This is a genomic window from Symbiobacterium sp. (genome assembly GCF_040797425.1).
Taxonomy (GTDB): Bacteria; Bacillota; Sulfobacillia; order Symbiobacteriales; family Symbiobacteriaceae; genus Symbiobacterium.
In genome coordinates this window covers 1-18,013 of sequence record NZ_JBFNEH010000057.1, presented here as the reverse complement: position 1 = coordinate 18,013, position 18,013 = coordinate 1, and the positions used below count along the sequence as shown (strand labels likewise).

At 69.2% G+C, this 18,013-nt stretch carries 17 protein-coding genes and 1 pseudogene; 1 reads left to right on the top strand and 17 read right to left on the bottom strand.

The genetic code is table 11. From position 1 onward, the window contains the following. Window positions 1–1,181: peroxidase family protein (locus AB2385_RS14645; protein WP_367655750.1), on the bottom strand; the 1,181-nt coding region annotated here is incomplete at its 3' end. Between the two features lie 397 nt (window positions 1,182–1,578). On the opposite strand from AB2385_RS14645, the gene AB2385_RS14640 reads away from it, so the two are divergent. Continuing rightward, the gene (locus tag AB2385_RS14640; protein WP_367655747.1) at window positions 1,579–2,145 is read left to right on the top strand and encodes a GNAT family N-acetyltransferase; all 567 of its coding nucleotides are present in this window, start codon (window positions 1,579–1,581) and stop codon (window positions 2,143–2,145) included. A gap of 55 nt (window positions 2,146–2,200) precedes the next feature. Here AB2385_RS14640 and AB2385_RS14635 read toward each other — a convergent pair whose 3' ends face one another. The 16 genes and pseudogenes from AB2385_RS14635 to scfA form a co-directional block, all read right to left on the bottom strand. Beyond that, window positions 2,201–2,953, bottom strand: a complete 753-nt coding sequence (locus tag AB2385_RS14635) for an LD-carboxypeptidase (RefSeq protein WP_367655746.1) — start codon at window positions 2,951–2,953, stop codon at window positions 2,201–2,203. Next, on the bottom strand, window positions 2,950–3,429 hold the full coding sequence (locus tag AB2385_RS14630; protein ID WP_367655745.1) for a GNAT family N-acetyltransferase: 480 nt from the start codon (window positions 3,427–3,429) through the stop codon (window positions 2,950–2,952). Before AB2385_RS14630 ends, AB2385_RS14635 begins: the two co-directional genes overlap by 4 nt. Before the next feature lie 872 nt (window positions 3,430–4,301). Continuing rightward, on the bottom strand, window positions 4,302–6,104 hold the full coding sequence (aspS, locus tag AB2385_RS14625; protein ID WP_367655744.1) for an aspartate--tRNA ligase: 1,803 nt from the start codon (window positions 6,102–6,104) through the stop codon (window positions 4,302–4,304). Then, window positions 6,101–7,399 carry a histidine--tRNA ligase gene (hisS, locus tag AB2385_RS14620; RefSeq protein WP_367655749.1) on the bottom strand — a complete coding sequence of 433 codons (1,299 nt, stop codon included), beginning with the start codon at window positions 7,397–7,399 and terminating at the stop codon, window positions 6,101–6,103. The genes aspS and hisS overlap by 4 nt, the downstream gene beginning before the upstream one ends. Window positions 7,400–7,504: 105 nt before the next feature. After that, window positions 7,505–8,197: a Type 1 glutamine amidotransferase-like domain-containing protein gene (locus AB2385_RS14615; RefSeq protein ID WP_367655748.1), complete on the bottom strand. Its 693-nt coding sequence runs from the start codon at window positions 8,195–8,197 to the stop codon at window positions 7,505–7,507. Between the two features lie 475 nt (window positions 8,198–8,672). After that, complete coding sequence (locus AB2385_RS14610; RefSeq protein ID WP_367655743.1) at window positions 8,673–9,599, bottom strand: diacylglycerol kinase family protein; 927 nt, start codon at window positions 9,597–9,599, stop codon at window positions 8,673–8,675. Between the two features lie 14 nt (window positions 9,600–9,613). Then, window positions 9,614–11,224, bottom strand: coding sequence for a coproporphyrinogen dehydrogenase HemZ (gene hemZ / locus AB2385_RS14605; protein ID WP_367655742.1), 1,611 nt, complete (start codon window positions 11,222–11,224; stop codon window positions 9,614–9,616). Between the two features lie 65 nt (window positions 11,225–11,289). Then, entirely contained in the window at window positions 11,290–11,688 is a 399-nt protein-coding gene (locus AB2385_RS14600; protein ID WP_367655741.1) for a hypothetical protein, read from the bottom strand. A gap of 79 nt (window positions 11,689–11,767) precedes the next feature. Then, window positions 11,768–12,202 (bottom strand): MarR family winged helix-turn-helix transcriptional regulator, encoded by a 435-nt coding sequence (locus AB2385_RS14595; protein ID WP_367655740.1) that lies wholly within the window; start codon window positions 12,200–12,202, stop codon window positions 11,768–11,770. Window positions 12,203–12,238: 36 nt separating this feature from the next. Next, window positions 12,239–12,865, bottom strand: a complete 627-nt coding sequence (locus AB2385_RS14590; protein WP_367655739.1) for an MBL fold metallo-hydrolase — start codon at window positions 12,863–12,865, stop codon at window positions 12,239–12,241. 105 nt (window positions 12,866–12,970) lie between these two features. Then, window positions 12,971–13,294: a hypothetical protein gene (locus AB2385_RS14585; RefSeq protein ID WP_367655738.1), complete on the bottom strand. Its 324-nt coding sequence runs from the start codon at window positions 13,292–13,294 to the stop codon at window positions 12,971–12,973. Window positions 13,295–13,481: 187 nt separating this feature from the next. Then, window positions 13,482–13,931, bottom strand: coding sequence for a D-aminoacyl-tRNA deacylase (gene dtd / locus AB2385_RS14580; protein WP_367655737.1), 450 nt, complete (start codon window positions 13,929–13,931; stop codon window positions 13,482–13,484). A 766-nt stretch (window positions 13,932–14,697) separates the two neighbouring features. Then, the gene (locus AB2385_RS14575; protein ID WP_367655736.1) at window positions 14,698–14,922 is read right to left on the bottom strand and encodes a hypothetical protein; all 225 of its coding nucleotides are present in this window, start codon (window positions 14,920–14,922) and stop codon (window positions 14,698–14,700) included. Between the two features lie 266 nt (window positions 14,923–15,188). Continuing rightward, a complete protein-coding gene (locus AB2385_RS14570) occupies window positions 15,189–16,154 on the bottom strand; it encodes a serine hydrolase (RefSeq protein ID WP_367655735.1) in 966 nt (321 codons plus the stop codon). 153 nt (window positions 16,155–16,307) lie between these two features. Beyond that, complete coding sequence (scfB, locus tag AB2385_RS14565; RefSeq protein ID WP_367655734.1) at window positions 16,308–17,735, bottom strand: thioether cross-link-forming SCIFF peptide maturase; 1,428 nt, start codon at window positions 17,733–17,735, stop codon at window positions 16,308–16,310. 159 nt (window positions 17,736–17,894) lie between these two features. Then, a pseudogene (gene scfA / locus AB2385_RS14560) lies at window positions 17,895–18,002 on the bottom strand (six-cysteine ranthipeptide SCIFF); the annotation flags it as partial. Between the last annotated feature and the right edge of the window lie 11 nt (window positions 18,003–18,013).

The window sequence follows — 18,013 nt, the reverse complement described above, 5'->3', positions numbered from 1 at the left end:
AACCAGGCCCGGGCAAACGCCTTCTGGAACTCGTCGGGGTCCTCCAGGAAGCGCCGGGCGATCTTCTCGTAGACCGGGTCCACCCGCAGGGCGATGTCGGTGGTGAGCATGCCCGGGGCATGCCGCTTGTTGGGGTCGTGCGGGTCGGGAACGGTGCCGGCCCCGGCGCCGTTCTTCGGCCGCCACTGCCAGGCGCCGGCCGGGCTCTTGGTGAGCTCCCACTCGTAGCCGAAGAGGTTCCAGAGGTAGTTGCTGGTCCACTTGGTCGGGGTCGAGGTCCAGATGACCTCGGGGCCGCTGGTGATGGTGTCGGAGCCCTTGCCGGTACCGTACTGGCTGATCCAGCCGAGGCCCTGGTTCTCGATGGGCGCTGCCTCCGGCTCCGGCCCCACCAGCGACGGGTCGCCGGCGCCGTGGGTCTTGCCGAAGGTATGGCCGCCGGCGATGAGGGCCACCGTCTCCTCGTCGGTCATCCCCATGCGGGAGAAGGTCTCCCGGATGTCCCGGGCCGCGGCCACCGGATCGGGCACGCCGTTGGGCCCCTCCGGGTTGACGTAGATCAGGCCCATCTGCGTGGCGGCCAGGGGGTTCTCCAGGTTGCGGTCGCCGCTGTACCGCTCGTCCCCCAGCCACTCCCGCTCCTTGCCCCAGTAGACGTCCTCCTCGGGTTCCCAGACGTCCACCCGCCCGCCGGCGAAGCCGATGGTCTTCACGCCCATCGACTCCAGGGCCACGTTGCCGGCGAGGATCATCAGGTCGGCCCAGGAAATCTTGCGCCCGTACTTCTGCTTGATGGGCCAGAGCAGCCGGCGCGCCTTGTCGAGGTTGGCGTTGTCGGGCCAGCTGTTGAGAGGGGCGAATCGCTGGGTGCCCGACTCGGCCCCGCCGCGCCCGTCCTGGATGCGGTAGGTGCCGGCGCTGTGCCACGCCATGCGGATGATGAGCGGGCCGTAGTGGCCAAAGTCGGCCGGCCACCAGTCCTGCGACTCGGTCATCAGCTTGCGGAGGTCTTCTTTCAGGGCCCAGTAGTCGAGCTTCTTGAACTCCTCCCGGTAGTCGAACTCCGGGCCCATGGGATTGGACAGCGAAGAGTGCTGGTGCAGGATGCGCAGGTTAAGCTGGTTGGGCCACCAGTCCCGGTTCGACGGCCCTCTGCTGGCCGGGTATGGCGCACTGCCCATCGCCTGGCTCTTCTCTTCGCTCATGACGCCTCCTCCTTTGCGGGCTCATTTCTCAGAAGACAGCCACTATAAATAAGATTCGGCGCTCCCCAGGCGAATACCTGCTGCGAGTTATTCTCATTCTAAATTCCATCTTGCCAGCGCCCGGGTGTGCACTGTGCAGGATTAGTGCACCGACCGGTCCCACCACCTGCCGGCTCACCCCCTCAAGAGCGCTGCGACACGACCTCCACGGCCCTCGTGACCGAAGCCGGCCTGGGCGCTCCGTGGGCTCCGGCCCGACCACTGTGAGCGTTCGGGACAACCGGTTTCGGCGACCCGGGCCACGCCCAGAACCGTCCCATAGATGAAAGGGAAGGCCCCACCTGGAAGGCCTTCCCTCTGGGAGGAGACCACGGTGCAGATCTACCTCGAAACCGACCGACTCTACCTGCGGCACTTCACCCCTGATGACGTGGACAACCTGCTCGGGCTGGACGATGACCCCGAGGTCATGCGCTACCTCACAGGGGGAAAGCCGACCCCCCGCTCCCGCGTGGAGCAGGAGCTGCTGCCTCGAATCCTCGCCTACTACGACCGCCTGCCCGGCTTCGGCTACTGGGCGGCCGTCGAAAAGGCGACCGGCGCCTTCGTGGGCTGGTTCCACTTCCGGCCCCGGGAGGGCGCCACCGGCACTGACGAGGTGGAACTGGGCTACCGGCTGCGCCGCTCCGCCTGGGGGAAGGGCTACGCCACCGAAGGATCCCGGGCGCTCATCCGCAGGGGCTTCACCGAACTGGGCGTGCAGCGGGTGTTTGCCCAGACGATGGCGGTGAACCGGGCCTCTCGGCGGGTGATGGAGAAGTGCGGACTCCGCCTGGTAAGGGTCTTCTACCCCGACTGGGAGGACCCGATCCCGGGATACGAGGAAGGCGAGGTGGAGTACGCTCTCACGCGTGACGAATGGCTGCAGCGGCAGCATTAAAGGGCACCCCCAACAGGCTGTGGGGTGCCCTTCGCTGCTTTCCCGGCGCTGCCCTTCAAAGCACCGCGCCCTCCTCCAGCACCAGCCGCCCGCCTTGGATGGCCGCCATCGCCCCGATGGGCAACGTGACGTTGGGCACGCAGTGGCCGAAGGCCTCGGTCTGGTAGACGGGCAGGTCCAGATCGCCCAGGGCCTCTTCCACCGCCAGGGCCAGGCCCTCCGCCGGGGACGGACGGTCGCGGAAGCAGCCCTCCATGTGGCCGAAGAGAAGTGCAGCCACCCCGTCCAGCGCCCCCGCGAGCCGCAGCTGGGTGAGCCCCCGCAGGACGGCGGAGGTGAGCAACCGGAGCAGGTGGGGCCCCTCCCGGTCCGCGTCGGGCGAGCCCAGCCCCTCTGCCAGGCCGGAGGCGTGGAAGCTGACGAGCCCGGTCCGGCTGAGCAGGGCCGCCTGGAGGACGGTGATGTCGCTCATGCCGATGAGCGCCTTTAGACGGCGGGCTACCAGATCGTACTCCAGGCCGTCCACCAGCGTGATGGCCGTGATCCCGCCGGTGGCGCAGAAGATGGCCTTCACCTCCGGGTCGGCCCACATGGCGTACAGGTCCGCCAGCTGCGCCTCCCGGGTGCCAGCCCGGACCCCCTGACGGACCCAGAGGGACGCGCCCTCCCGTACCCGGAAGCCGTACGCCTCCAGCTGCCGCATTCCCGCTTCCACCTCTGCCCGGCGGGTGTCCACCGGTGCGGACGGAGCGACGACCCCGACCAGGTCGCCGGGACGCAGCCGGGGCGGCTTGACCACGGGTCTCATCGCGGCCGGATCCGGGCCATCACCAGTTCGTCCACATACTGACCGTCGCGGAAGGCGCTGATCCGCTTACGCCCTTCCACGACGAAGCCGAAGGACTCGTAGAGCTTGATGGCCCGCTCGTTGTCGGCGTAGACCTCGAGTTCGATGCGCAGGACGTTAAGCCAGCGGTCCGCTGCGTCGGTCAGGGCGGACATCAGGGTCTTGCCGACGCCCCGACCCTGGTAGGCATCGTGAACCGAGATGCCCAGGGTTGCTACGTGCAGGGTCCGTACCCGACGGCTGCGGTGCAGCCCGGCCATGCCCACTACCTTGCCTTCCACCTCGGCCACCAGCACGTAGTCGAAACTGGGGTCGTTCCCCTCAAGGCGCTTCCGCCACACCTCCGGCGTGGTGTGAGGCATCTGGAGGGTGTTGCGGTAGACCTGCGGCTGCGTCATGATCTCGGTAATCGCCTCTGCATCGGAAGGACGGCACATTCGAATCCGGATCTCGTCCAGGACTACCCCTCCCGTCGCAAGCTATCTGGCTCGGGGCGCCTGCGGCGCTCGCTGAACTGGTCGAGCGCCCACATCCGTCTCACCCTGCCTGTCGCAGCGCTTGCTTCATGATTCAATTAGACGAAGCCACCATGCGAATTGTTCGCGCATCCATCTCACGCTGGCCGGGCGGCGGCGGGCCAGCGTGTTCTGACAGTTTTTCGGATCCGCCCGCCCATAGCCCGTGCCGATTCTTGTCACTTCACCCCACCGGCTGTCCCATTCCGCCAGTTTTTCGTACCCCTCCCCCCGGACCCTCTCCGATTTTCTATCACTTCACGTCTGAACCGCCCTGGGGACAGGCCTCTGCACCCCCGACTCATACTCCCTCCACGTTGAAAAACGGGCGCTCCAGGCTCCCGAAGTACCGTCGGACTCGCACTCCAGGACCCCCGGCCGTCCCATTCCGCCAGTTTTTCGCACCCCTCTCCCCGGACCCCCTCCGATTTTCTATCACTTCACGTCTGAACCGCCCTGGGGACAGGCCTTTGCACCCCCGACTCGCACTCCGTCCACGCCGAAAACGGGGCCTCCGGGCCCCCGACCTGCCGTTGGACTCGCACTCCGGGACCACAGGCCTGCCGCCGCCGAAGCGGCCGCCAGAGCGCTCGGGCCACGCCGGGCGGGAAAACCGGATGGGCAAGGAGAAGGGGCCTCGCCGCGCGAAGCCCCCTCTTCATCCGGTAAACCCCGATCTGACCAGTTACCCACGCTGCTCGGGCCTGTGGCGGAGTAAGCGAGTCGAGCCGGCCAAAACGATTGGGGCTGCCCCCGTAACGTGACCTGCACGTGGGGCAGCCCCGTCTCTGTTGCTACACGGTCGTTCGGATGTACAGCTCTTTGAGCTGCTTCTCCGACACCTCGCTGGGCGCATCCGTCATCAGGTCCGTGGCCTTCGCCGTCTTCGGGAAGGCGATCACGTCCCGGATCGACTGCCGGCCCGCCAGCAGCATTACGAACCGGTCGAGGCCGAAGGCGATGCCGCCGTGGGGCGGGGCGCCGTACTCGAAGGCATCCATGAGGAAGCCGAACTTGCGCTGCGCCTCCTCGGGGGTGAAGCCCAGGAGCTCGAACATCCGGTTCTGCAGGTGCCGCTGATGGATTCGGATCGACCCGCCGCCCAACTCGATGCCGTTGAGCACCATGTCGTAGGCGTTGGCCCGGATGGCCGCCAGCTCCTCCCGGGTAGCGTCCTTCTTGAAGACCTTATCGAAGTCGTCCGGGTGCGGCGAGGTGAACGGGTGGTGCACCGCCACGAAGCGGTTGTCCTCCTCGTCCCACTCCAAGAGCGGGAAGTCGACGACCCAGAGCAGCTTGTACTCCCCCGGCTTGCGGAGGCCCAGGCGGCCGCCCATTTCCAGCCGCAGCGCGCCCAGGGCGGCGGCGACGACGTCCGGCTGGTCGGCCACGATGAGCAGCAGGTCGCCGGGGTCGCCCTCCAGGCGGCGGACGATCTCGGCCATCTCCGCCTCGGTGAGGAACTTGGCGATGGAGGAGCGCACCTCGCCGCCCTCGCCCACGGCGATGCTGACCAGGCCCTTCGCCCTGTACGTCTTCACGAACTCGGCCAGCTCGTCGATCTGCTTCCGGGAGTAGCCGCCGCAGCCCTTGGCGTTGATGCCCTTCACCTGGCCGCCGGCCTCCACGGCGCTGCGGAAGACCCCGAAGCCGCAGCCGGCCGCCACGTCGCTCAGGTCCACCAGTTCCATGCCGAAGCGGATGTCGGGCTTGTCCGACCCGTACCGGGCCATCGCCTCGGCGTAGGGGAGCCGCGGCAGGGGCGTGGGAATCTCGACGCCGAGGGCCTCGCGGAAGACGTGGGCCACCATCTGCTCCATCAGGGAGAGCACGTCGTCCCGCTCGACGAACGACATCTCCACGTCGATCTGCGTGAACTCCGGCTGCCGGTCGGCCCGCAGGTCCTCGTCCCGGAAGCACCGGGCGATCTGGACGTACCGCTCCAGGCCCGCCACCATACAGAGCTGCTTGAAGATCTGCGGCGACTGGGGCAGGGCGTAGAACTTGCCGGGGTTCACCCGGGAGGGCACCAGGTAGTCGCGGGCGCCTTCGGGGGTCGACTTGGTCAGCATCGGCGTCTCGATCTCGAGGAAGCCGTGCGCATCGAAGAAGTCACGCACCGCCTTGGTGACCCGGTGGCGCAGCATCAGGTTCCGCTGCATCTCCGGCCGGCGCAGGTCGAGGTAGCGGTACCGGAGCCGCACGGACTCGTCCACGTCCAGGTCGTCCTGGATGTAGAAGGGCGGCGCTTTGGCCGGGTTGAGGATGCGCATGTCGTGCGCCCGGATCTCGAAGCGGCCGGTGGGGAGGTTCGGGTTCACCGCCTCCGGCGCCCGGTGGACCAGCTTGCCCCGCACGGCCAGCACATACTCCGACCGGGCCTGCTCGGCCTTGCGGAAGACCTCGTCGCCGCACTCCTCGGCGTCGAAGACCACCTGCACCAGGCCCGAACGGTCGCGCAGGTCCACAAAGATCAGGGCGCCGTGGTCCCGCCGGCGCTGCACCCAGCCGTTGACGATGACCTCCTGGCCCACCAGGGCCTCGGTGACCTCTCCGCAGAAGACCGTCCGCTTCATGCCGTGAATGGATTCGCTCATCGTTCAGCCCTCCGCAAGTGTGAGATGATCTGGTCGAGCGGCACGTTCTCCTGCGTGCCCTCGTCCATGTGCTTCACCGCTGCAACGCCCTTCTGGATCTCGTCCTCACCCAGGATGACGACGTAGCGGCAGTTCTGCTTGCCCGCGTACTTCATCTGCGCCTTCATGCTCCGCCCCAGGTAGTCGATGTCGGCCGAGATCCCGGCGGCGCGGAGTTCGTAGAGCAGCTTCAGTCCGACCGGGCGGGCGGCCTCGCCCAGGGTGACCACGAAGACGTCCAGCCGGGGCCGGTCGGCGAAGGCGCCCGTCAGCCCCTCCTCCTCCAGCACCATCAGCACCCGCTCCATGCCCATGCCAAAGCCGACGCCCGGGGTGGGCTTGCCTCCCACCACCTCGATGAGGCCGTCGTAGCGGCCGCCGCCCCACAGGGCCGACTGCGCCCCCAGCTTGGGGTGGAGTACCTCGAAGACCGTCTTAGTGTAGTAGTCGAGGCCCCGCACGATGCGGGTGTCGATCTGGTACGGGATGCCCATCGCCTTCAGGTGGCCGAGCAGCTCCTCCCAGTGGCGCCTGCAGTCGTCGCAGAGGTAGTCCAGCGTCACCGGGGCGGTCCGCTGCGCCGGGTGGTCGGCGTCCTTCTTGCAGTCCAGCAGCCGGAGCGGGTTCTTCTCGAACCGTGTGTTACAGTCCTCGCACAGCTCGCCCAGGTGCGGCCGGAAGTGCTCCTTCAGGGCCTCCCGGTAGCGGGGGCGGCAATTGGGGCACCCGATGGAGTTGACCGACACCACCAGGCCCGTCAGCCCGAGGCGGGCCACCACGTCCAGCCCCAGCTTGATCACCTCGGCGTCCACCGCCGGGTCCTGGGCCCCGAAGACCTCCACGTCCAGCTGATGGAAGCCCCGGAACCGGCCCTTCTGCACGTTCTCATACCGGAACGCCGGGCCGTAGGCGAAGATCTTGGTCGGCTGCGGGCTGTTGTACAGGCCGTTCTCGAGGTAGGCCCGCACCAGGCCCGCCGTGAACTCGGGGCGCATCGCCATCCGCCGGGGGTCGGGGTCGTCACCCCGGGGGGTGATGTTGAACATCTCCTTGGTCACGATGTCCGTGGTGGCGCCGACACCGTGGATGAACAGGTCCACGTACTCGACCACCGGCGGCCGGATCTCCTGGTACCCGTACAGGTGGGCAACCTCCCGGAAAACCTCCTCCAGCCGCTGCCAGCGGTACGAGTCACGCCAGCCGTGCTGCTCGCCCGGCAGGATGTCGTTGAATCCCCGGGGTGCCTGAATGCTCACCATCTATCCTCTCCTTGTGCGAAACTCGGTGTGATGACACGGGCAGGTCAAGTCCCCGGCGAGCCCCGCTCGCAGGGCGGCCCCCCGGGGGCCCGTCCCCGCAGGCTAGCCCTGCGGCGCCGCCCCCAGGTACTGCGGCACGATGGCCTCCTCGCGCACGGTGTCCCCGTCGGCGAAGACCCGGTAGGCCCGGGCGTGGGGCCTGGAGCTCACCACTTTCACCAGCTCGCCCTCCACGTAATGCAGGCCGACGCCGTCGTCGGCGGCGATGCCGTCGCCCAGGGCCCCCGCCGTCCGCAGCCGGTGGTACGCGGGGCGGCGCTCCTTCTCGCCGTCGTAGTGGGGACAGTGACTCCCCTTCAGGAAGCCCAGGGCCTTGAGCGCCGAGAGCTCGCCCGGCACCGAGTCGGTCACGCCCTCCTCGAACCAGCAGATGGAGCCGGCGCTGAGCCCCGTCAGGATCACGCCCCGCTCCCAGGCGGTACGCAGCACCTCGTCGATGCCCCAGGCCCGCCAGAGGGCGAGCATGTTCTTGGTGTTGCCGCCGCCCACGTAGATCACGTCCTGCGAAAGCAGGAGGCCCGCCATGTCCCGCTCGGTCGGGCGCAGCAGCGAGAGGTGCGTCGGCTCGGCCCCGAGCCGGACCATCGCCCGGTAGAAGTTCACGATGTACCCCTCGGCGTCTCCGCTGGCGGTGGGCAGGAAGCAGACCTTCGGCCGATCCTTGCCCGTCAGCCCCAGCACGTACCGGTCCAGAAGCGGATTCTCCGGTTCCATGGAGAAGCCGCCGCCACCCATTGCCACAATCTGCCTTATCGCCAGCCCTCCTTATCAGAGCAAAAATAACAGCGCCCGTCCCCCATGGGACGAGCGCATGGCTCGCGGTGCCACCCACTTGATGCCCACCACTTGAGCAGGCATCCCCTCCGCAGAACCCTGGCCGCCGGGTCACCATCCTCGGCAAGTTCGCCACGCCTGGCACAGTCGCCCGGTCGCGGCGACCGCAGCGCCGGGAGCGTCGCCACAGTCGGCGGCCGCCCCGCCAGGATCCCCTCCCTCTGCTAACGGCGGGAGTCTCCGGCGCAGCCTACGCAGCCTCCCCGGAGGGCCGGCCTTCGACTGCGCAGCTCGGGGGCTGTCCGGCTCCGCCGCCTTCCCGTCGACCTTGCAGCCTGAGGGCCGACTCTCTGGAGGGGGCATCCTGCGGAACCCCGTTCCCCGTCATCGCCTTTGTCCCAGAATTCTACTGCTGTTCCCAAGCTGTGTCAATCCCCTAGACCAAAAGTCGCAACGCCCGGGGGAGCGCCGTGAGGGTGACCGGCAGCTCGCCCACCACCTCGCCGTCCACCTGCGTGAGGGGCTTGTGATCGGCCGCCGCCGTGATCGTGACCGAGCGGACCTTGCGGTAGACCACCCCGGGCAGGTTCCGGTGCAGCCCCATGAGGGCCGCCGAGACGTACGCCAGGTAGTCTCCCACCGTCTCGGCGGTGAAGATGCACACATCGAGGTGCGGATCGGTAAGGGACGCGTCGGGTGTGAACTGGAAGCCGCCGCCGTAGGAATGGGCGTTGCCGGCCACCACGAAGCGGCCCACCACCGGGGGCTCGCCCTCCAGGTGCACCACGAAGGGGGCCAGGTCCCAGTGCCAGATGAACCGCATGGCAGCCACGGCGAAGGCCGCCTTGCCGAAGCGGCGTTTCAGTTCGGGGTCCACCGCACCCGCCACCGCGGCGTCCAGCCCCACCCCGGCCATCAGGAGGAAGTACCGGTCGTTCGCCCGGCCCACCGTCACCTCCTGGGTGCGGCCGGCCAGGATGCGCTCGGCCACCTCCTCCGGCCGGTGGGGAAAGCGGATCTCCGCGGCCAGCACATTGGCGGTGCCGCCCGGCCAGAAGCCCAGGGCAGCGCCGGTGCCCACCACGCCCTGTAGCGCCTCGTTCATTGTGCCGTCGCCGCCGTAGGCGAGGATCAGGTCGTAACCCTCCCCCGCCTTCGCCCGGGCGATTGCGGCCGCGTGGCCCGGCCGCTCGGTGGGACAGATGCTCACCGTCCGCCCGGCCGCCCGCAACGGCGCAGCGAGCCGTTCCAGCAGGCCCGCCCGCTCCCGGGGCCGCCCCGAGGCGGGGTTGTAGATCACGGCGATGCGCTGGAACGTCACCGGAGTCCCCTCCGCTGCCACCGGCATTCCGCCCGCCGTCACCGGCGATCCCTCCCTCACGCCCCGTAGAGGAGCCGCAGGTGCTCCACCTTCCGCCGGGCCAGCTCCTCGGCCCGGGCGATGTAAGTCTCCGGATCGGTGGGGTTGGCCGGCGCCTTGAGCAGCCACCCCCTGCCCTCCCCCAGGGGCTTGTACCACTTGGAGGTTGCCCCGCCGCCCAGGCCGATCACCGTCTGGCGCTCCTCCATCATCTGGATGTTGTAGAGCGACTCCTTTCCCGGCAGGGCGTAGCCCACGTTCTCCAGGGCCCCCACCATGAACTTCTGCCGGTAGAGGTAGTACGGCCGCTGGCCCATGGCCCGGGCAGTCTCGGCGGCGTCCTGCACCAGCGACTCGGCCTCGGCGGGGGTGAGCGCCCGCAGCACCTCGCCCGCCTCGCCCTCGCCGTGGATGCGGGAGCCGCGCTTCACGGCCAGGGTGTGGACCGTGAGGTTGTCCGGCGCCAGCCGGCGCATGTCGGCCAGGGTGTGGTGCACCTCGTCGGGGCCCTCGCCGGGCAGACCGATGATGATATCGCTGTTCACCGTGAAGCCCGCCGGGTGGGAGCGGACCAGGTCGTAGGCCCGGTAGAACTTCTCCACGGTGTGGATGCGGCCCAGGTGGAGCAGGGTGGCCTGGACCGTCGTCTGCGGGTTCACGCTCACCCGGGTGACGCCCGCGGCGGCCATGGCGTCGAGCTTGGCCCGGGTGAAGGTCTCGGGCCGGCCGCCCTCCATCGTGTACTCCACGGGCCGCTGGCCGCGGAGCAGCAGTTCCTCCGTCTGGCGCAGCATCCAGGCGAAGTCCTCGTCCCGCGGGCTGGTGGGCGTGCCGCCGCCGAAGTAGAGGGTCTCCACCCGCAGCCCCAGCTCCCGGATGGCCTCGCCGATGATCGCCATCTCCCGGGCCAGCGCTTCCAGGAACGGGCCGACCTGGCTGCGGTGCTGGTTGACGGGGTAGATGGAGAAGGAGCAGAACGAGCAGATGGACGGGCAGAAGGGGATGCCGACGTAGAGCGAAACCGCCCGGGGGTTCCGCCCCAGGTAGGGCCGCTGCAGGCGGGCCACGCCCGTCACCAGCTCCGCCTTCTCCGGCGAGACCCGGAACTCGCTGACCAGCCGGGCGGACGGGTCGGGCTCGCCGGCGTCCAGCATCTGGTGGACCAGCTTGGTCGGGCGCACACCGGTGAGGATCCCCCAGCCGGGCCGGAAACCGACCAGCGGCGACAGCACGTCCACCAGAAGCCCCTTGGCCAGCCGGCGCAGCCGGTGCTCGAAGGTGCGGGGGCTCTCGGACGGGTCCTGGACGAGGCCGTCCTCGGCGCTCCGCTTCCCGGCGGGTCCGGCGGCCGTGACGGCGACGCGCCAGGCCCGCCCGCCGGCGGGGGCGGGTCCGCCTCCGGGTGCGTGATCAAGCCCGGAGGCCGCAGACTGCGCCACATCCACCGGCAGGGCGAGCATGTCCACGTGCCACCCATACCCGTCCACGGGAGGCGGGGCCGCCGGGGCGTCCCCTTCAGCCTCTGGCACCCACACGACGAAGTCCTCGCCCGGGAAGAAGACGTGGCCCATCTGGGTCAGGTCGGTGGCGAAGATCGGGCTGTTGCCCCGCAGGAGGATCCCGTTCACACCTCATCACCTCAAAGGGGGCCGTGGCGTCCGCCCCGGCCCCCGTCCGCAGTGGGAAACCGCGATTAACGCTTGCCCGCCTGGCCCGGCACGTATTCCTGCCAGCCCACCAGGCCGAACAGGAGGTTGACCAGGCCAAAGCCCATCAGCAGGTATCCCGTGGAGCCGCCCACGGCGATGCCGAACATCACCGTCAGTGCGAACACCAACGGGCTCAGGGCCTTCCAGAGGTAGCCCCGGTAGAAGAGCCGCGGCAGCCGGATCGCCCGGTGCGGGCGGGCCGTTGCGCCCTCCCCGGCGGACGCCGCAGCGCCCGAACCCCCGGCCCGTACGGCCGCCGACCGGGGCGCCAGGCGGGCGGCCTTGCGCTCCTCGGCACCGGCAATTGCCGTCCGGAGCGCCACGGCGTTCGGCAGGAGCAGCAGGACACCTAGGAGAGTCAGTCCGATTACCGTCAGGATCATGCTCACAGCCTCCCCCACTACAGAAGAAACATGACCCCTAGGCAATTCTATCTGACTTTCCGTAATTCCTCCAATTCGCCTACCCCATTCGGTCGAGGATGTCGCACAGCCGCTCCAGGTCCTCGGCCGACAGGTTCCGCACCATGTTCCGGAAGGCGGCCCGCCGCCGCTGCAGGGCGGCCGCCAGGGCCGACTCGCCCTCCGGCGTGATCTTCACCCACACGACCCGCCTGTCCCTGAGGTCGCGCTCACGCTCGGCCAGGCCGGCCTTCACCAGCCGGTCCACCAGGCCGGTGGCGGCGCTCAGGGTGACCGTGAGCTCGCCCGCCACCTCCGACACCTGCAGGGCGCCGCGGCTCTGAAGCGCGCGCAGGACGATGATCTGGCTGGCGGAGAGTTTCGGCCCCGGTGCGACCTCCTGGTACGCAGCAGCTGCGGCGGCCATCACGCGCACCACGTGGTCGAAGGAGGACTCCAGCTTCGGAATGTAGGCTTCCAGGCGGTCCGAATCCATTCTGCATTCACCTCCGGCGGGCCGGGCTCGCCGCCTTTATCGATTGGCCAGGAAGGGGTTGTACTCCTTCTCCTCGCCGATGGTGGTGGTCGGCCCGTGGCCAGGGTAGACGACCGTCTCGGGGGGCAGCGTGAGCAGCCGCGTCGCGATCGACCGGAGCAGAGTCTCGAAGTCGCCGCCGTAGAGGTCGGTCCGGCCGATGGAGCCGGCGAAGAGGGTGTCGCCCGCGAACAGGTGGCCCGGCGCGTGCAGGCAGATGCCGCCGGGGCTGTGGCCCGGAGTGTGGATCACCTCCAGGCTGAGGCTCCCGGCCTCCACCCGGTCGCCGTCCCGCAGCAGGCGGTCGGGCGCAGGCGCGGTGACGTGCCGGCCGAAGTAGGCGCTGCCGTTCATGAAGGGATCGGTGAGGAAGGGGGCGTCGGCCGCGTGCACGCAGACCGGGGCGCCGCTCCACTCCTTCACCCACCCCACCCCGCCGATGTGGTCGAGATGGCCGTGGGTGAGCACGATCTGGGCCACGGTGAGACCGTTCTCCTCAACGCACCGCCTGATCCACGGGTCCGGGTAGCCCGGGTCGATCACCAGGGCCTTTCCCGTCTCCGGGCAGGCCACCACGTAGCAGTTGGAGGCGAAGTCGCCGAGCTCGCGAAACCAGATGCGCATGCGGTCTCCTCCACGAAGAGGCCGGGACGGCGAGGTCCCGGCAGGCATTACCGTCTCTTATTTACAGTATAGGCACTTTGGCCTTCGAAGCAAGCCGACGGGTGGTTAGCCCGGCCCCTGCCGGGAGAGGATGCCCAGCAGGACCGACACGAGGATGCCCAGGGCTGAGATGAAAGCGCTGATCAGGAGTGAGGCGGTCTCCTTCTTGCCGTCCAGCCGGCCCTCCACGAAGCCCATACGGGACTTCAGCGGAAGCACCAGGGCACGGATCTCCGCCGTCACCTCCTTCTGCTCTGCAGCGAGGCGCGCGGCCTCAGCCCGTTGCCGCTCCAGGCCCGCCTCCACTTGGGTCAGACGGTGGCGGAGGTCGTCTGTTAGCTCGGCCAGGGCCTGAACACGGGACGCCAGGTCGTCGGTCCAGCATGCCATATTCCGATTCCCCCTTCCGCTGTACCCTTTGGTCAATGGTACCGGAGGCGAACCGAATAGGCGAGAGCTTGGACCGGTTTTATCTGCCAGCGAGTGCAAGATATGCCTTCCAGCGATGCCGGTCGGGCCCCGGAGACTGCCGCCCTTAAGGCGCAGCGGCCTGGCTGGCGGCGCCCGTCGGCACAGCTCAGAAGGTCTTCTCGGAGTCCACCAGGATCGTCACGGGCCCGTCGTTGACCAGTTCCACCTCCATGTGGGTCTGGAACCGGCCCGTCTCCACGTGCAGCCCCAGCTCCCGGAGCCGGGCCACGAACCGCTCGTAGAGGGGCTCGGCCTGCTCAGGCCGCGCCGCCCGGTCAAAGCCCGGGCGCCGGCCGCGGCGCACGTCGCCGTAGAGCGTGAACTGGCTGATGGCCAGGATCGCGCCCCCGGCCTCGTGGATCGACCGGTTCATCTTGCCCGCCTCGTCCTCGAACACCCGGAGGCCGGCGATCTTCTCGGCCATGTAGTCCGCCGCCGCCTCGTCGTCCTCCCGGGCGACCCCCAGGAGCACCACGTATCCCTGGCCGATCTCGCCCACCACCTCGCCCGCCACGGTGACCCGGGCCCTGCTCACCCGCTGCACCACTGCACGCAAGCACTATCGCCTCCTACTTTGATTGACCGACAGTCTTGTTTACGCCCCCTGCGCGCCCCACTCCTCCAGGGGAGTGGACAACACCCTATACCATACACGCCCGAACCACGCGGCGTAGAGTGTTCAGGCTACACCCACAATCCGCATTCCGCCGGATGGGATGAAAACGGGTTCCAGGGTACGATTGGAATCGGAAACGGGGAACGCCCCCGGGCAGCGAACACGGCGCAGACCCGACCCGCCCGCGGCAGCATCCTCCGGCACTACACCGGACGGATCCATCCCTCCCCGGGGTGACCCCCGTGACCACCGTGACTCCCTGGGGCGAGTCCTGCACGGGCCTGGCGCTCTTCGTCACAGCTCATCGCCCTGCGAACGACCTGACGATTCCGCACCTATCGTCATAACCACTCAGAACACCATCGTACCAGTCACGCTACGGCTTCGCACCACTCTCCGCAGCGACCCTGCACTTCGTCCGGCCAGTCGCCTTCCTGCGCCACAGCGCGATCCGCCGCACCCTTCGGTCCGAGCGCCCAGGCTTGCGACCTAGGGCACCGATCACGCCTTCCACCCTCTTCTCCGCAAACGCCATGCACGTTTCACGGGCGGCGCTGCCCTCCCGGCAGCCCGCGCAACGGTCCCCTTCCTCGCCCCTCGGATAGCAGAACGCCCGCCCGGATGGCCGCGCCATCCGGGCGGGCTTCTGTTTGCGCGCCGCGGCCCCGCTCCGTTACGCCCCCGCCCGGCCCCGGCGCTCGCAGCTCTACAGCCGGTTCTCCATCACCAGCAGGCGGCCGCTGCCCTCGGTCGTGTCCAGAATCGCCAGGTGCCGGCCTCCTGGGGCCCAGACCAACCGGGACCGCTCGCCGCTGTAGATGCGGTGTACCTCCTCCGTCTCCGCCCGGGAGACGAACCAGTCGCCCTGCGCGTTGCGGAAGGCGAGATAACCGCCCTCGAAACGCGGCCGGTACCGCTCCCCCAGTCGCATGTCGAACGAATATTTACCGCCGAATTTCGATTGCGCCGAATATACGTCCTGCTGTTGCCGTCAAGACCCCGCTGGACTGGCCCCGCGCACTCACACCGGCCCCTTCTCCCGCTCCCGGCGCAAGGTAGCCACGCCATCCCCCACCTCTCCTGCTCCCAGCGTGAGGTGGCTACCGTACCGGCTGCTTCCCCGGGTGACAGCGCGAGTGAAGCCACCGAACAGCCGGGGCGTGCGGTTCCCCGGCCGCGATGGCTTCTTGCCTGTCGCTACGGCGTAGCCCACCGCCGGCCGTGCCAGCGCCAGACCTCCCGGGAGACGCTGCCGATCCAGTGGCTGGCCGTGGCGGAGGTGAACCCCTCCGTCATCACCACCAGCACGTAGGGGTGGCGGTCCAGCACGATGGCGGCGTCGTGGAAGAACGTCTCCTTCGACCCGGTCTTGTTGGCCACGGGGACATCCGGCGGGAGGCCGCTGGGGATGCGGCTCTTGGTCTGCGACTGGCGCATGAAGGCGAGCATCTCCGCCCACGGCTCCGGCGACCGCCGGGCCGCCTCCCAGACGTTGCGCAGCACCATGCCCAGGTCTTGAGGGGCGATGCGGTTGTGCTGCCAGAGCTGCCGGGGCGTCTGCATCTCGGCCGTGCCGTAGCGGATGCCGAGGCTCCGGAAATACCGCACCATCGGCTGGACGCCGAGGGTGCGCAGGAGGGCGTTGGCCGCCGTGTTGTCGCTGTGCACCAGCATCAGCCGGGCCAGCTCCCGCCGGCTCAGCCGGGTGCCGTCCGGGACGCCCTCCAGGATGCCTGACCCTTGCTTCCAGTCCACGGAGTATACCGCCACCGGCTCGTCGAGGGAGACCTGCCCCGTCGCGGCGAGGTGGTACAGGTAGGTGGCGATCAACACCTTCACCGTGCTGGCGGCCGTGTAGACCTCGTCTGCGTTCAGCCCGAAGTATTCGTGCCGCGTGAGGTCGTAGTACCAGACGCTGATTCGCCCGGGCGCCGACCGCGTGATTCGCTCCAGCCGGGGGAGCAGATCCTGGGCGTCCGCAGGCCGCAGCGGCGCAGCCGCCAGAACACCGCCGGAGACCGGGAGCCGGTTCGCCCCGGCGGTTCCTTCGGCGGCGGGCGCGGGCGGGAGGGCGTCCGCCACCGTCGCCGACCGCAGCATGGCCAGCGCGACCAACACCAGACAGAACCGTGCGCGCCACGGGTGCGACGCGTGCCGTGCCATGTGTCATCACCGCCGTTAGGATGCCCATCGGCGGTCAGCCGATCGCGGCGCGCGGCAGGCCCGGGGCCTGCGTGTGCGGCCCCGGGCCCGGTTTCCCTATGCGTCAGCCCCACGGTCACCGCAGGGGGGCTTTTCCGACCGGTGCGATCCCGGTCACCTCGCCGCAGGCTCCGCTTCGGCGTCCATCAGCGCCCGCGCCTTCAGCCAGAGGCCGCACTCCACCCGCTTCTTGGTGAGCGCGCAGCCGATGGGATCCGGCTGGAAGATGTCGCCGCTGAGCAGGTCGGCATTGGCGTGGCAGCCGCCGCTGCAGTAGTAGCGGGCCCAGCAGGTGGGGCAGGGCCGCTTGGTGTAGATGTGGCAGCCGGCGAGGCGAGCCTGCAGATCCGTCGCCACGATCCCGTCGGTCACGTTCCCCAGTCGGTAATGTTCCCGCCCCACGAACTGGTGGCACGGGTAGAGGTCGCCCTCCGGCGTCACGGCCAGGTACTGGACCCCCGCCCCGCAGCCCTGCACCCGGCGGGGCAGGCACGGCCCGGTCTCCGACTCCACGGCGAAGTGGTGGAAGGTGACGGGACGGCCTTCCCGGCGCCGCCGGTCCACCTCGAGGGCCAACCGTTCGTACTCGGCGAGAAGCCGCGGCAGGTGCTCCTCCCGGAGCGCGTAGGGCTCGTCCGGCGTGGCCACCACCGGCTCCAGGGAGAAGTGAGGCGACTGCATGTGCTCCATCATGTACAGAGCGTCCTCAGCGAAGTCCAGGTTGTCGGCGGTGTAGGTGCCCCGCACCACCGCGTAGGCGCCGCGCCCGCTCGCGCCCTGGGCCGCGCCGTACTCCCAGGCCGGCCGGCCGCCCGGGGCCCGCCGGTCCAGCACCATGCGGATGGCCCGCTCCACCGGGGCATGGGAACCGCACCGCTTGGCGTCGTGGACCTCGGGCCGCCCGTCGAGGCTCAGGATCAGGCTGACCTGCTCCCGGTCCAGCTCATCGAGGATCTCGGGGGTGAGCAGCATCGCGTTGGTGGTGAGGGTAAAAGTGAAGCTCTTGCCGGCCTTGCGCCCGGCCTCCCGGGCATAGGCGATGGTCTGCTTCACCACCCGCCAGTTGAGCAGCGGCTCCCCGCCGAAGAAGTCGATCTCGCAGGCCGGGCGGGCGCCGCTCAGGCGAATCAGCAGGTCCACCGCCTGGCGGGCGACCTCAAAGGGCATCAGCTTCGCCGGACCGCCGTAGGTGCCGTCGCAGGCGAAGCAGTAGGTGCACTTCAGGTTACAGGCGTGGGCAACGTTGAGGCAAATCGCCCGCAGCGGGTCTCCGGGCTTGGGCATCACCGGCTCCCAGTCGGGCGGCGGCGCAAACAAGACACCCTGGGCCTTCAGCCATTCGACCTCCGCCATGGCCTCGGCCACCGCCTCGGCCCCGTGGCGCGCCCGCAGCGCGGCGAGGTCTGCCTCCCCCGGGCCGTCAGCGCCGTAATCCAGCAGATCCCACACCACCTCGTCCACCTGGTGCAGGCTGCCGCTGTGAATGTCGAGCACCAGCCGGGTGCCCTGCATCTCGAACTTGTGGATCTCCCCTTGCTGCAAGTCCGACTCCCTCCCAGAAGAAGGGCCGGGCGCTCGGCCCGGCCCCTTGCGCGGTCACGTCGCCCTGACCTCGGGCTGCCTCTCGGCCCCGTGTTACTGCCTGGTCGCCTCGTGGACCCTGACCTGCTCCGCCGCGGGGCTGGTCAGGCTGCTGACCGAGCAGACGATGTTGCCCACCGTACAGGAGGTCTTACAGGCAGACTGGCAGGAAACAGCGCACTCGGTGCAGCCGACGTGCTGAACCGTCGCCTGGAGCCGCGGCGCCATCAGCGTACGGA